We start from the raw sequence: 14,452 nt of genomic DNA, 5'->3' as shown, positions 1-14,452 counted from the left end.
TGTTTTTATATTTAAATTGGGTTGCCCGGAGGGCGACGTTTGTTGAGCCTACAGCGTGGCGATCACCACTCGGCTACCGATCCGTCAGCGTGCCGCCACAACGGATTACGCCAGTCCGGCGCGCTTTTGCTAAGTTCAATCACCCTGGCCTCGTCAATGTCTACGCCAAGACCCGGTTTGGTTAAGGGTTTAAAGAAGCCGCCGTCCATGCTGAAGTCTTCTTTGTTTTTCACAAAGTCGAGCAGCTCCGCGCCCTTGTTATAGTGAATGCCCATGCTCTGCTCCTGGAATACCGCGTTGCGCGAAACAAAATCGATATGCAGGCAGGCAGCCAGGGCGATTGGACCCAGCGGGCAATGCGGCGCCAGCGCCACATCATATGCTTCCGCCATTCCGGCGATTTTATAGCATTCGGTAATGCCGCCCGCGTGGGATAAATCCGGCTGTAGAATCGCCAACCCGCCCGCGTCCAGCACGCGTTTAAATTCAAAACGCGAGAACATACGTTCGCCTGCGGCAATCGGAATATGCGTTTGCGCTGCCAGGCGCGGATAATATTCCGCCTGTTCCGCCAGCACCGGCTCTTCAATAAACAGCGGACGATAGGGTTCCAGTTCTTTAATCAGCACCTTCGCCATCGGCGCGCTAACGCGACCGTGGAAATCGAGCCCAAACTCAATTTCACTGCCGAAAGCTTCGCGGATTTGCGCCACGGTATTGACCGCCGCATCCACCGCACGGGAGTTATCAATCACGCCCATCTCTTCACAGCCGTTCAGCTTGAAGGTGTCAAAACCAATACCGCGCAATTTTTCAATACCGTCAATGACGTCTGCCGGACGATCGCCGCCCACCCAGCTATAGGCCTTGATTTTGTCGCGCACCAGGCCGCCCATGAGCTGCCAGACCGGCGCATTCAACACCTTGCCTTTGATATCCCACAATGCCTGGTCAATACCGGCGATGGCGCTCATCATAATCGGGCCGCCGCGATAAAAACCGGCCCGGTACATTACCTGCCACAGGTCGTTGATACGCGCCGGATCTTTCCCTATCAGGTAGTCGGCAAACTCATGTACTGCCGCCTCTACAGTACGTGCCCGACCTTCAATGACCGGCTCTCCCCAGCCAACCACGCCTTCATCCGTTTCGATTTTCAGGAACATCCAACGTGGAGGTAAACGGTACGTGGTGATGTGAGTTATTTTCATTTCACTGCCTCTCGATACGCATTAACAAATGCCGCAGCCTGCTGCGCGGTGCGTTCAACGGATTGCCCGGCGCGATAGAGATCGCTACCCAGTCCCGCGCCCACACAGCCTGCTTTAATCCATTGCGCCAGGTTTTCCGGCGTCACGCCGCCGACGGCAAATAGCGGAACATCCGGCGGAAGTACCGCTTTCAGCGCGCTGATGTAGCCCGGACCAAACGCCGACGACGGGAAAATTTTTAACGCCTGTGCGCCTGCATCCAGCGCAGAAAAGGCTTCCGTTGCCGTGGCGCAGCCCGGACACACGGTCATGCCATAGCTCACCGCCCGGCGGATCACCTCCGGTTGGATATTCGGCGTGACGATCAGCTTGCAGCCCATCCCGGCAAGCTGGTCTACCTGTTCCGGTTTCAGTACGGTACCAGCGCCAATAAGCGCCCTGCCGCCATACGCCTTCACCACGGAAGAAATGCTTTTTTCCCACTGTGGGGAGTTAAGCGGAATTTCTATAGCGTCAAATCCCGCATCCACCACCGCGCCAACGTGCGCCAGGGCATCATCGGGCGTAATACCGCGTAAGATAGCGATGAGAGGGAGATTAGTTTGCCACTGCATGAGCGATGCTCCTTATTCCAGCCTGAAATGCCATATCGCCATCCACGGTTGAAACATCACGCCCAATAGCACTAAACGCCTGTTGGTAACGTGAGATCAGCGCGGGTCCAGCGACGAGAGTGATAGCCTGTTGCGCCGCGAAGGATTCGCTCATGCTGGCGACTTCCGCGCCAATCAACAGGCCGGAGAGGAAGTCGCTGACCTGCTCACGCGCAAGATGCCCCAACACGTGCGAGGCGCGAACCTCAAAAAGAGAAGGCAGGACGGCAGGAGAATTAAGACCGCGCTCCAGCCCCGCGGCATAGGCGTCGCCAGAAGCTTCCTGTTCCGGCAAACCAGCCCCGACCAGCGAGTGACGCAACAACAAGTGATGGAGTTCGCCTGTCATCACAGTACGAAAATCATGAATTTGTTGCGTATCAGTCTGTACCCATTTGCAATGCGTGCCGGGCATGACATAGACAGAAGAAGGAGAAAGTTCGCGGGCGCCAAGCAGTTGCGTCTCTTCGCCGCGCATCACGTTGTGGTTATCCTCGCGTGAGACACACAATCCGGGGATGATCCAGATGTTGTCGCCAACGGCGGTTAACTGTTCGCCAATAGCGGAGAACAGGGCGGGAACCGGCAGATAAGGCGCATTTTGCCAGCCTACGTTACTGCCGATCATGCCCGCCATTACCACGGGGGTGGCGCTGTCGCGCCAGTGTGTTGTGACTTCTGCTAACACCGCGTCAGGAGATTTACCGTTCAGGCGTGTAACGCCTGCTTCTGATTGCCTGCTCTCCAGGCATTTGTCGCCCTGGTAAAGCCAGGCGCGCAGATTGGTCGATCCCCAGTCAATTGCGATGTAGCGAGCTGTCATGTGATTTCCTTTAACCTTCGTGTCGAGCTGGCGATCATGGTTAATGCCGCCTGCTCTGCCGCATCGCCATCCTGATGCCGTATCGCATCGAATAGCGCCTTATGTTCCTGGAGCGTTTTCGGCATATTGGCCGCATCGCCCATCCAGGTCCGTTCAAATACCGCTCGCTGTAGCGAGCTGATCGCTACATTTAACTGTTGCAGTACCGGGTTATGCACCGACTGCAACACTGCTTCGTGATAGCGAATATCCGCCTCGTTAAACGCTTCCCGGTCCTGGTTGTTGGCAATCATGTCGTTTAGCGCCGACTCAATTTCAGCCAGATCGCTTGATGTTGCCCGTTCCGCCGCCCAGCGTGCTATTGCTGGCTCCACCAGGTTTCGTATTTCGCTCATCGCGCTGATAAGCCTCGGGTCGTAGTCATTTTCCAGCACCCATTGCAGCACGTCGGTATCGAGATAATTCCACTGGTTACGCGGTGCGATAAACGCGCCGCGATAGCGCTTCATTTCAATTAGCCGCTTCGCCATAAGCGAACGAAACACTTCGCGAATGATGTTGCGCGACGTTTCAAACTCCTCGCACAGATCCGCTTCCGCTGGCAGCGCCGAACCGGGTACGTATTTACCGCTGACAATCTGTTTGCCCAGCGTGATAACGATGCGATCGGTTTTATTGAGAGTCATAGAGAGTCCTTGTGCTCGATGTGAACTCTCTTACTTTACCGCGATAGCTGAATTACGCCGCAATTTTGTAGTACTAGCGTGATATCAACCGTCGTTATCATGTCATTAATGTAGTACAACGCAATTATGTTGTACTACAATTTAGATCACAAAAACGACAATTGGTTATGGGAACGTTATAAGACGTAAACGAAAGACATAAAAAAACCCGCAGCAAGTGCGGGTCGTTAAGCGCGTATTTGCCCGATGGCGACTATGCCTTATCGGGCGGGGAAATGGCCGGATGAGTGATCGGGGTTCAGCACAAATTTTTCAATCGCCCAGGCAACACCATCTTCAAGGTTCGATTTAGTCACAAAGTTAGCCACCTCTTTGACCGACGGAATGGCATTGTCCATTGCCACGCCCATACCGGCGTATTCAATCATCGCAATGTCGTTTTCCTGATCGCCAATCGCCATCACCTCCTCGGCTTTAATTCCCAACGCCTCGGCCAGCGATTTTACGCCAGTCCCTTTGTTGACGCGTTTATCGAGGATTTCGAGGAAGTACGGCGCACTTTTCAGCACGGTGTACTTTTCCTTCACCTCTGCCGGTATACGCGCAATCGCCCGGTCGAGAACGGCAGGCTCATCGATCATCATCACTTTCAGGAACTGGGTCGCAGGATCCATTTTTTCGGCTTCACAGAACACCAGCGGAATGGTCGCCACATACGACTCATGCACCGTGTAGTAGCTGATATCGCGGTTAGCGGTATAAAGCGTATTTCGGTCTAATGCGTGGAAGTGAGAACCCACCTCACGGGACAGTTTTTCCAGGTAACGGTAGTCATCATAGCTGAGCGCCGTTTGCGCAACCGTACTGCCGTCCCCTGCTTTCTGCACCAGCGCCCCGTTATAGGTGATGCAATAATCGCCGGGCTGTTCCATGTGAAGTTCTTTCAGGTAACTGTGCACACCCGCATACGGACGGCCTGTGGTCAGCACCACATTTACCCCTTTTTCACGCGCAGCGGCAATCGCGTTTTTAACCGCCGGAGAAATAGTGTGATCGGGCAGCAGAAGGGTGCCATCCATGTCGATAGCAATAAGTTTGATAGCCATGAAATCCCCGCATTAAATGAGTCCTGACTCATGCTAACGCGATTCCGCTCAAAAAACAGCAAAGAATCCGAGAGAAAGGGGGATAAGATTCACAAACGGGATTCTCCTTTTCAGGCCGTATTCTCCCTCCTGATGTATTAGATAACCTCATTAATCAAACAGAAAATACCGTTTTTCTAAAAGAATGTGTATTGCTACTTTGGACATCATCACTTAGAGCCTAATGGGATTGGTTCTTAATCAGTAAAAATCAACAAAAACTTATATTTTAAAATAACCTTATCCGATGAGAAGGAGATCGTTAATGTCGATGGCCCTTACCGCCCCCCCAACCAGGAAAAGATTTTTAATCGTTGCCTGTCTGTTTATTGGAATATTTATTGCTTATCTCGATCGCGTTAATGTTTCGGTATTAGCCGCGAATGAACCCTTCTTAGCCTATATGGGTATTGAAGGTATGCCATTGCAAATCGGCATGATGATGACCGTCTTTCTGGCCGCTTATGGTATCGCTAACGTTGTATTATCACCGCTTGGTGATTATCTCGGCCCCAGAAAAGCAATGATGCTTTGTATTCTGATCTGGACTATCGCTTTAATGATTGGCGGAGTCGCTACATCATTCGCTCTAATTATTATTTGCCGTATATTACTGGGCATCGGAGAGGGATTTTATTATCCACTGCAAAGCGTATTTATTAAAAACTGGTTCCCGAAGCAGGAACGCGGCAGAGCAAACGCGGCGTGGATCGTCGGCCAGTCAGTCGCTCCCGCCATTGCGATGCCTTTTTTCACCTGGTGGATAGGCACCCACGGCTGGCGCTCCAACTTCTTTTTATGCGCCGCTCTCGGGTTAATCCCTCTTTGGCTACTTTGGCGATATGTTGCTGATAAACCAGAACAACATAAAAGTATCAGCGAACAAGAACTGGCTTATATCAAAGCTGGACAGGAAACGGAAAGCGCAGGCAACAGCGAAAGTTTTATGTTGCGGGTCAAACCGGTGATTACCAACTACAGCTATTGGCTGCTGGTGCTGTGGTATCTGTGTCTGCAATGTTTATATTGGGGAATGATTACCTGGCTACCGACCTATCTAAAATCAGCCAGAGGTTTCAGTTGGGCGGAAATGGGTTGGCTGGCGTCGCTTCCCTTTGTCCTGTCGATATTTGCCAAAGCGGCCGCAGGCGTCTTCGTCGATAAAATAGGACGCAGCGCCCCCATATTAATGGTATTAATGTTTTTCGCTGGCGTCAGTATCTATTTCGGCACCATAACCGAACATAAATATATGTCAGCAGTACTCCTCTCCTTTGCTGTGGCTTTCTGTACGATGGGCACCCCCGTTGCCTGGACGTTATTACAGGGAATGATACCAGGAAAATCCATATCCGCCGCCAGCGGCGTAATGAACGGCGTCGCCAATGGACTCTCTTCATTATCTCCTGTATTTATCGGCTTGTTTATTTCTATCACTGGAACTTATACCGGCGGCTTACTATGCCTGGTTTTTATCAGCGCTATCGCCGTGGTATCGGCATTAATCTTAACGATTAAAAAATATTAATTACGAGGAGTAAATTATGAAAATTACCAGCGTTGATATTATTGATGTGGCGAACGATTTTGCGTCCGCCACCAGCAAATGGCGTCCGGTGGTGGTAAAAATTAATACCGATGAGGGCATTTCCGGTTTTGGCGAAGTCGGGCTGGCTTACGGCGTCGGCGCTTCTGCGGGCATCGGAATGGCGAAAGACCTGTCGGCCATTATCATCGGCATGGACCCGATGAATAACGAAGCTATCTGGGAAAAAATGCTCAAAAAAACCTTCTGGGGGCAGGGCGGCGGCGGCATTTTTTCCGCGGCGATGAGCGGCATCGATATCGCGCTGTGGGATATCAAAGGCAAAGCGTGGGGCGTGCCGCTGTATAAAATGCTTGGCGGCAAAAGTCGCGAGAAAATAAGAGCCTACGCCAGTCAGCTACAGTTTGGTTGGGGGGACGGCAGCGATAAAGATATGCTGACCGAGCCGGAGCAGTATGCACAGGCGGCGCTGACCGCCGTCAGCGAAGGCTATGACGCAATAAAAGTGGATACCGTCGCAATGGATCGCCACGGCAACTGGAACCAGCAAAACCTCAACGGGCCTCTCACCGATAAAATCCTGCGTCTGGGCTACGACCGTATGGCCGCCATTCGCGATGCGGTCGGCCCGGACGTTGATATCATCGCCGAAATGCACGCTTTTACGGATACCACCTCGGCGATTCAGTTTGGCCGCATGATAGAAGAGCTGGGCATCTTCTACTACGAGGAACCGGTCATGCCGTTAAACCCCGGACAAATGAAACAAGTGGCTGATAAAGTTAATATTCCACTGGCGGCTGGCGAACGCATTTACTGGCGCTGGGGATACCGTCCTTTCCTGGAAAACGGCAGCCTGAGCGTTATTCAGCCCGATATCTGCACCTGCGGCGGCATCACCGAAGTGAAGAAAATCTGCGATATGGCGCACGTTTACGACAAAACGGTGCAAATCCACGTTTGCGGCGGGCCGATTTCCACGGCGGTGGCGCTGCATATGGAAACCGCAATCCCTAACTTCGTCATCCACGAACTGCACCGGTATGCGCTGCTGGAGCCGAATACACAGACCTGTAAATACAACTACCTGCCGAAGAACGGCATGTACGAAGTCCCGGAGCTTCCCGGCATCGGCCAGGAACTGACCGAAGAAACCATGAAAAAATCACCAACCATCACCGTAAAATAAGCCAACTGTCTGCCTGCGCCGCAGGCAGACACCCTGTATTTGCGAGTCGTATCAACGAGACCTTATCCAGCCTGAGATAAAATCCTCTCAGTAAAGGGGTAACACAGGTGGCAAATGAATTTAACTATCCGGCAATTTCGCGCGTTTCTGGCCGTCGCGGATTTGCGTAGTTTTACCGCCGCCAGCAAATATCTGTGCATCACGCAGGGAGCTGTTAGCGGTTTAATCAACGAAATGGAAAGCCAGATGGAGGTTTCCCTTTTCGACCGCACTTCGCGCGTGGTGAAGCTATCGCCCGACGGCGAAAAGTTTTTACCCGCCGCCATGCGGGTTGTTGAAGAGTTTCAACGGGCCGAAAATTATGCCCGCGACCTGAAAGAGATCAAAAAATCCCTGGTGCGGGTTGTTGGCGCGCCGCTGATCGCCTGTGCTTTTCTGCCGCAAATCATCCATGCCTTTAAGCGGCAGCATCCGCATACCCACGTACAGCTTATTGATAAGCCCATGTCGCAATTACAAAAAAGCATTATGTTGGGAGAAGCCGATTTTGGTATCGGCCCGGAGCGGCCGCTGGAACCGGAAATCGACAAACAAACGCTGTTCACAACGGAAATCGCCCTGTACTGCCATCCGGACTATCGGCTGCATAAAAAAACGGTTCGCTGGGAAGAGATTCAAAGCGAAGAGCTGATCGCCGTTGGCAACGAATCCATTCCGATGATCTCCGCAACCGCTGGCGTGCGCATTAAGCCCAAAATGACGGTGGAACATATGGCGACCGCCATGTCGCTGGCGGCGCAGTGTGAAGGCGTGGTGATCGCCGGAACCTTTTCCCGCCATTACGCCAAAAGCTACCAATTAGCGACCTGTTCGCTCACGCCTCCGCTGCGGCGCAATATGAACCTTTATTTCCATGCGTGGCGCGCACAAACGCCCGCCACTCAGCGCTTTAGAGATTTTTTATTCAGCTATGTCGATGAACATCATGATGCCCCGGCCAACCAGCGGTAGGCCGGGGATTAAGGCAGGTTAAATATCGATATTCGCTGCTTTCAGGGCGTTCTCTTCGATAAAGGCACGACGCGGCTCAACGGCATCACCCATCAGCGTGGTGAACAGCTGGTCGGCAGCAATCGCATCTTTGACGGTCACGCGCAGCATACGGCGGCTTTCCGGGTCCATGGTGGTTTCCCACAGCTGATCCGGGTTCATTTCACCCAGACCTTTATAACGCTGGATAGCCAGACCGCGACGTGATTCTTTCACCAGCCACTCCAGCGCCTGCTCGAAGCTGGTTACCGGCTGGCGACGCTCGCCGCGTTCAATAAACGCGTCCTCTTCAATCAGACCGCGCAGCTTCTCGCCCAGCGTGCAGATACGACGATATTCCGCGCCGGTCACAAACTCGTGATCCAACGGATAATCGGTATCCACGCCATGCGTACGCACGCGAACGATAGGCTCGAACAGATTCTGTTCCGTATTAGTATGAACATCGAACTTCCACTGACTGCCGTGCTGCTCTTTCTCGTTCAGCTCGGTAATCAGCGCATTCACCCAGCGCGTTACAGTCTGCTCATCAGAAAGATCGGCTTCGGTCAGAGTTGGCTGATACACCAGCTCTTTGAGCAGCGCTTTCGGGAAGCGACGCTCCATACGACCAATCATTTTCTGCGTGGCGTTATATTCAGAGACCAGTTTTTCTAACGCTTCGCCGGATAGCGCTGGCGCATGAGCGTTCGCGTGCAGAGTCGCACCATCAAGCGCGATGGAAATCTGGTACTGATCCATCGCTTCGTCGTCTTTAATGTACTGTTCCTGCTTGCCTTTCTTGACTTTGTACAGCGGCGGCTGCGCAATGTAGACGTGGCCGCGCTCGACGATTTCCGGCATCTGACGATAGAAGAAGGTCAACAGCAGCGTACGGATGTGCGAGCCGTCGACGTCCGCATCGGTCATGATGATGATGCTGTGATAGCGCAGCTTGTCCGGGTTGTACTCGTCGCGACCGATACCGCAGCCCAGCGCGGTGATCAGCGTCGCCACTTCCTGAGAGGAGAGCATCTTGTCGAAGCGCGCTTTCTCGACGTTGAGGATTTTACCTTTCAGCGGCAGAATCGCCTGGTTCTTGCGGTTACGCCCCTGCTTCGCAGAGCCGCCCGCGGAGTCCCCTTCCACCAGGTACAGTTCGGACAGCGCCGGGTCGCGTTCCTGGCAGTCCGCCAGTTTGCCCGGCAGGCCCGCTAAATCCAGCGCGCCTTTACGACGGGTCATTTCACGGGCGCGACGCGCCGCTTCACGCGCACGCGCGGCGTCGATAATTTTGCCGACGACAATTTTCGCGTCAGATGGGTTTTCCAGCAGGTATTCGCTCAGCAGTTCGTTCATCTGCTGTTCTACCGCCGATTTCACCTCGGAAGAGACCAGCTTATCTTTGGTCTGTGAGGAAAATTTCGGGTCCGGTACTTTTACGGAAACCACCGCAATCAGACCTTCACGGGCATCGTCGCCGGTGGCGCTGACTTTGGCTTTTTTGCTGTAGCCTTCTTTGTCCATGTAGGCGTTCAGCGTACGGGTCATCGCCGCACGGAAGCCTGCCAGGTGAGTACCGCCGTCGCGCTGCGGAATGTTGTTGGTAAAGCAGTAGATGTTTTCCTGGAAACCATCGTTCCACTGCAGCGCTACTTCGACGCCGATACCGTCTTTTTCGGTGGAGAAGTAGAAGATATTCGGGTGGATCGGCGTTTTGTTTTTGTTGAGATATTCAACAAACGCCTTGATGCCGCCTTCGTAGTGGAAATGATCTTCTTTGCCGTCACGCTTGTCGCGCAGACGGATGGAAACTCCAGAGTTCAGGAATGACAGTTCACGCAGGCGTTTCGCCAGGATCTCATATTCAAATTCAGTGACGTTAGTGAAGGTTTCGTGGCTCGGCCAGAAACGTACCATCGTGCCGGTTTTATCGGTATCGCCAGTGACGGCCAGGGGTGCCTGCGGCACGCCGTGCTCGTAGATCTGACGGTGAATTTTGCCATCTCGCTGGATAACCAGTTCCAGTTTTTGCGACAGAGCGTTGACTACCGAGACGCCCACGCCGTGCAGACCACCAGAGACTTTATAGGAGTTATCGTCAAATTTACCGCCCGCGTGCAGAACGGTCATGATCACTTCCGCCGCCGAGACGCCTTCTTCCGGGTGAATACCGGTCGGAATGCCACGGCCATCATCCGTTACGGACACGGAATTATCGGCGTGAATAGTCACGACGATATCTTTACAGTGACCCGCGAGCGCTTCGTCGATAGCGTTATCTACCACCTCGAATACCATGTGGTGCAGACCGGTGCCGTCATCCGTGTCGCCGATATACATACCCGGGCGCTTACGCACCGCATCCAGCCCTTTCAGGACTTTGATACTGGAGGAGTCATAAGAATTCGACATCAACGTTTCTCGCTCATTTAATCTTGGGTTAATCCGTTATTTTACCCTTTTCCACGGTAAACATCTTCGAATTTTCATCCGACATGTCTATAACGTGTTCAGCGCTAATTGCGCTGACAAAGACCTGCGATTGCGTGGCTTTTAAGCGGCTGGCCAGCAGTCCGCGACGCGCATCGTCAAGTTCAGAGGCAAAATCATCTATCAGGTACAGGCAGCGCCGCCCGCTTTCGCGGGTGAGGAACTCGCCCTGCGCCAGACGTAAGGCGCACATCAATAACTTTAGCTGCCCGCGCGACAGGGTATCTTCCACCGGCGCGCCGTCGGCGCGAATGCGAAAGTCCGCTTTATGCGGCCCGTGCGCGGTGTAGGTCAACATACGGTCACGCTCAAAGCTTCGCTCCAGCACGTCCGCATAGTCTGTCTCTTTCTCCCAGCCGCGCTGGAAAGAGAACGTCAGGGAAAATTCAGGTAAAAACTGCTGACAGGTATCCGCCATGTCCTGTGCGATAGCGCTACTGTACTCTGCCCGCCAGGTACTAATTTGTTCCGCCAGCGGAATCAGCTCTTTATCCCACGGGCGCAATTGCTCATAACGACTCACCTGGCGCAGCGCAGCATTACGCTGTTTCAGCAATCGTTTCAGGTTGCTCCAGGCGGTGAAGAATCCGGCTTCGTTGTGAAAGCATCCCCAGTCAAGGAACGCTCTTCTGTATTTGGGGCCGCCGTTGAGTAAAGTAAACCCCTCCGGCGTAATCAACTGCATCGGCATTAAATGCGCCAGCTCCGCGATCTTGTGACCGTCGGTACCATCGATACGGACTTTGCTGTCGCCCTGCTTATCTTTGGTTAAACCAATCGACGTCTCACGCTCTTCGCCCTGTAATCGCCCGTGAAGAACAAACGCTTCCTGCTCATGACGAATCACGCGGCCAGGCTGCAAACTGCGAAACGCCCGACCATGGCCAAGCGTATAGATAGCTTCCAGCACGCTGGTTTTGCCGCTGCCGTTGGCGCCAACTAGGAAGTTAAAGCCGGGGGATAAAGCGAGATCCGCATTTTCTATGTTGCGGAAGTCTTTGATTAAAAGGCGCGTCAGTGACATATATTAGTACATTCGTCCAGGGGCGTGTGTGTCGCAGCCAGTTCGTCTACCGCCAGCGCGCAGAAAGCGGAGCGTACACGAAGTACGTGAGCATTTCGAGCACTGCCGGGAGGCGAAATGGCAAGTAAACCAGCCCCTTTTCAGATTCTACAGCCTCATTGGCATAACAACGTAGGCAGCCGACTGTGACGCCGCATCTTCAATCTGTACGCTGGATACGGAATCCGTCAGCATAATGCGCACGGTTTCGCACTTCAGCGCATTGAGCACGTCCAGCACGTAACTGACGTTAAAGCCGATTTCCATCTCCGTCCCGCCATAGCTCACGTCCAGAATCTCTTCCGCTTCTTCCTGTTCCGGGTTATTGGCGGTGATTTTGAGCTGATTCTCACTGACGTACAGACGCACGCCGCGGAATTTCTCATTCGAGAGGATTGCCGCGCGGGCAAACGCCTGCTTGAGGATATCGCAGCCCGCTTCCAGATGTTTATCCGGATTCTTCGGCAGAACGCGACGGTAATCCGGGAAGCGACCATCCACCAGCTTCGAGGTAAAGATAAAGTCGCCGACGTGCGCGCGGATATTATTACTGCCGATCTGCACGCGCAGCGGGTTTTCGCCACCGTCGAGCATACGCATCAGTTCAATCACGCCTTTACGCGGCACAATCACCGAATGGCTGGGTAAAGACGCTTCCAGCGGCATTGAGCACACCGCCAGGCGGTGGCCGTCGGTCGCGACAGTGCGCAGTTCGCTACCTTCCGTTTCAAACAGCATACCGTTTAAGTAGTAGCGCACATCCTGATGGGCCATCGAAAACTGGGTCGCTTCAATCAGGCGCTTCATCGTGGCCTGCGGCAGCGTAAATTCAACTTCGCTTTGCCAGTCGTCAAGATTCGGGAAATCGGCGGCAGGCAGCGTAGACAGCGAGAAGCGGCTACGGCCAGAACGCACCAGCATCCGATCGCCTTCCAACTGAACGGCAATCTCCGCGCCCTCCGGCAGGCCGCGGCAGATATCAAAGAATTTCCGCGCCGGCACGGTAGTGGCGCCTGGCTCATGCGGCTGAGAAAGCGTAACGCGCGCGACCATCTCCATTTCAAGATCGGTGCCGGTCAGAGAAAGCGTACCGTCCGCTACCTGGAGGAGCAGGTTACCGAGAATCGGCAGCGTAGGACGACCGCCCAGCGGGCCGCTGACCTGCTGAAGCGGTTTTAATAAATGTTCACGTTCAACGGTAAATTTCATAGGATCACGACGACAATGTTCTGATTAAATTCGAAAAATCTTCTTTGATATCGTGGCTTTCTTCACGCAGTTGCTCAATTTTACGACAGGCATGAAGTACGGTAGTGTGGTCGCGCCCGCCAAACGCATCGCCGATTTCCGGCAGACTGTGGTTGGTGAGCTCTTTTGCCAGCGCCATAGCCATCTGGCGCGGACGTGCTACCGAGCGAGATCGACGCTTAGAAAGCAGATCCGCAATTTTGATTTTGTAATACTCGGCCACCGTCTTCTGAATATTGTCGATGGTGACCAGTTTTTCCTGCAACGCCAGTAAATCGCGCAGCGCTTCGCGCACAAAGTCGATAGTAATCGCCCGGCCGGTAAAGTTGGCATTGGCGATCACCCGGTTCAGCGCGCCTTCCAGTTCACGTACGTTAGAGCGTAGACGCTTGGCGATAAAGAACGCTACTTCGCCTGGCAGACGAATATCATTTTCGTCCGCTTTTTTCATCAGGATCGCCACGCGGGTTTCCAGCTCTGGTGGTTCGATCGCCACTGTTAGCCCCCAACCAAAGCGGGACTTGAGACGATCCTCAACGCCGTTGATCTCTTTCGGATAGCGATCCGACGTCAAAATGATCTGCTGATTGCCTTCCAGCAGAGCGTTAAAGGTGTGGAAAAACTCTTCCTGGGATCGTTCTTTATTGGCGAAGAATTGAATATCGTCGATCAGCAATGCGTCAACGGAGCGGTAGTAGCGTTTAAACTCTTCGATGGCGTTATTTTGCAGGGCTTTTACCATGTCCTGCACAAAGCGCTCGGAGTGCATATACACGACTTTCGCGTTGGGTTTGCGCGCCATAATGCCGTTACCCACCGCGTGCAGCAGGTGAGTTTTACCCAGACCAGTGCCGCCATAGAGGAATAACGGGTTATAAGCGCCGCCAGGATTATCCGCCACCTGACGTGCCGCCGCGCGCGCCAGTTGGTTGGATTTACCTTCGACGAAGTTATCAAATGTATGCTTAACATTGACGTTGGAGCGGTAGGTCGGCTCCGCCGGCGCTGGTACGTTATCCCAGCCCGAACGGGCCGCAGGCGCTACGCGCTGCGGCTGCGCCGTCGTTGTCTGCGCAGGCGCGACAACGTTATGCACAGGCGTTTTTAGCGTTTGCGTAACGGGCTTTGTTCCCACTTCAAAACGCAGTTGTGGGGCATCCGCGCCGCAGAATGTGTTGAGTAATCCATTGATATTGTTGAGGTACTTATCTCTTACCCAATCGAGCACAAAACGGTTTGGCGCATACAAAGCCAGCGTGTTATCGCTCAGTTCCGCCTGCAACGGGCGTATCCACATACTGAATTCTGTGGCTGGTAACTCATCCTGCAATCGGGCAAGACACTGCTGCCAAAGCGAAAGTGACAC

12 protein-coding genes are annotated in these 14,452 nt (G+C 53.4%); 3 read left to right on the top strand and 9 right to left on the bottom strand.

Annotated elements, in window-relative coordinates:
- Window positions 1–62 precede the first annotated feature (62 nt).
- The 5 genes from dgoD to yidA form a co-directional block, all read right to left on the bottom strand.
- Window positions 63–1,211 carry a galactonate dehydratase gene (gene dgoD / locus QEN31_RS00060; RefSeq protein WP_000704735.1) on the bottom strand — a complete coding sequence of 383 codons (1,149 nt, stop codon included), beginning with the start codon at window positions 1,209–1,211 and terminating at the stop codon, window positions 63–65.
- Window positions 1,208–1,825, bottom strand: coding sequence for a 2-dehydro-3-deoxy-6-phosphogalactonate aldolase (locus QEN31_RS00055; RefSeq protein WP_001198742.1), 618 nt, complete (start codon window positions 1,823–1,825; stop codon window positions 1,208–1,210). The genes dgoD and QEN31_RS00055 overlap by 4 nt, the downstream gene beginning before the upstream one ends.
- Complete coding sequence (locus QEN31_RS00050; protein WP_000127130.1) at window positions 1,809–2,687, bottom strand: 2-dehydro-3-deoxygalactonokinase; 879 nt, start codon at window positions 2,685–2,687, stop codon at window positions 1,809–1,811. The genes QEN31_RS00055 and QEN31_RS00050 overlap by 17 nt, the downstream gene beginning before the upstream one ends.
- Entirely contained in the window at window positions 2,684–3,373 is a 690-nt protein-coding gene (gene dgoR / locus QEN31_RS00045) for a D-galactonate utilization transcriptional regulator DgoR (RefSeq protein ID WP_000174317.1), read from the bottom strand. Before dgoR ends, QEN31_RS00050 begins: the two co-directional genes overlap by 4 nt.
- Window positions 3,374–3,633: 260 nt before the next feature.
- Window positions 3,634–4,479, bottom strand: coding sequence for a sugar-phosphatase (gene yidA, locus QEN31_RS00040; RefSeq protein WP_001627195.1), 846 nt, complete (start codon window positions 4,477–4,479; stop codon window positions 3,634–3,636).
- A gap of 304 nt (window positions 4,480–4,783) precedes the next feature.
- Between yidA and QEN31_RS00035 the strand changes: the two genes are divergently transcribed.
- The 3 genes from QEN31_RS00035 to QEN31_RS00025 all read left to right on the top strand — a co-directional run bounded on the left by QEN31_RS00035 (window position 4,784) and on the right by QEN31_RS00025 (window position 8,264).
- Complete coding sequence (locus QEN31_RS00035; RefSeq protein ID WP_000061257.1) at window positions 4,784–6,046, top strand: MFS transporter; 1,263 nt, start codon at window positions 4,784–4,786, stop codon at window positions 6,044–6,046.
- A 13-nt stretch (window positions 6,047–6,059) separates the two neighbouring features.
- A complete protein-coding gene (locus QEN31_RS00030; protein WP_099949585.1) occupies window positions 6,060–7,253 on the top strand; it encodes a mandelate racemase/muconate lactonizing enzyme family protein in 1,194 nt (397 codons plus the stop codon).
- A gap of 114 nt (window positions 7,254–7,367) precedes the next feature.
- Window positions 7,368–8,264: a LysR family transcriptional regulator gene (locus QEN31_RS00025; RefSeq protein WP_001054589.1), complete on the top strand. Its 897-nt coding sequence runs from the start codon at window positions 7,368–7,370 to the stop codon at window positions 8,262–8,264.
- Between the two features lie 18 nt (window positions 8,265–8,282).
- Here the strand turns inward: QEN31_RS00025 and gyrB are convergent, their stop codons facing one another.
- From gyrB to dnaA, 4 genes are all read right to left on the bottom strand, one after another.
- Entirely contained in the window at window positions 8,283–10,697 is a 2,415-nt protein-coding gene (gene gyrB, locus QEN31_RS00020; protein WP_000072047.1) for a DNA topoisomerase (ATP-hydrolyzing) subunit B, read from the bottom strand.
- Window positions 10,698–10,725: 28 nt separating this feature from the next.
- On the bottom strand, window positions 10,726–11,799 hold the full coding sequence (recF, locus tag QEN31_RS00015; protein WP_000060081.1) for a DNA replication/repair protein RecF: 1,074 nt from the start codon (window positions 11,797–11,799) through the stop codon (window positions 10,726–10,728).
- A gap of 147 nt (window positions 11,800–11,946) precedes the next feature.
- The gene (gene dnaN, locus QEN31_RS00010; protein WP_000673474.1) at window positions 11,947–13,047 is read right to left on the bottom strand and encodes a DNA polymerase III subunit beta; all 1,101 of its coding nucleotides are present in this window, start codon (window positions 13,045–13,047) and stop codon (window positions 11,947–11,949) included.
- A gap of 4 nt (window positions 13,048–13,051) precedes the next feature.
- Window positions 13,052–14,452, bottom strand: coding sequence for a chromosomal replication initiator protein DnaA (gene dnaA / locus QEN31_RS00005; protein ID WP_000059093.1), 1,401 nt, complete (start codon window positions 14,450–14,452; stop codon window positions 13,052–13,054).

The organism is Salmonella sp. SA15303 (assembly GCF_029962125.1).
Classification (GTDB): Bacteria; Pseudomonadota; Gammaproteobacteria; order Enterobacterales; family Enterobacteriaceae; genus Salmonella; species Salmonella enterica.
The sequence above is the reverse complement of the archived record's forward strand: the minus strand, read 5'-3'. Positions and strand labels throughout refer to the sequence as shown.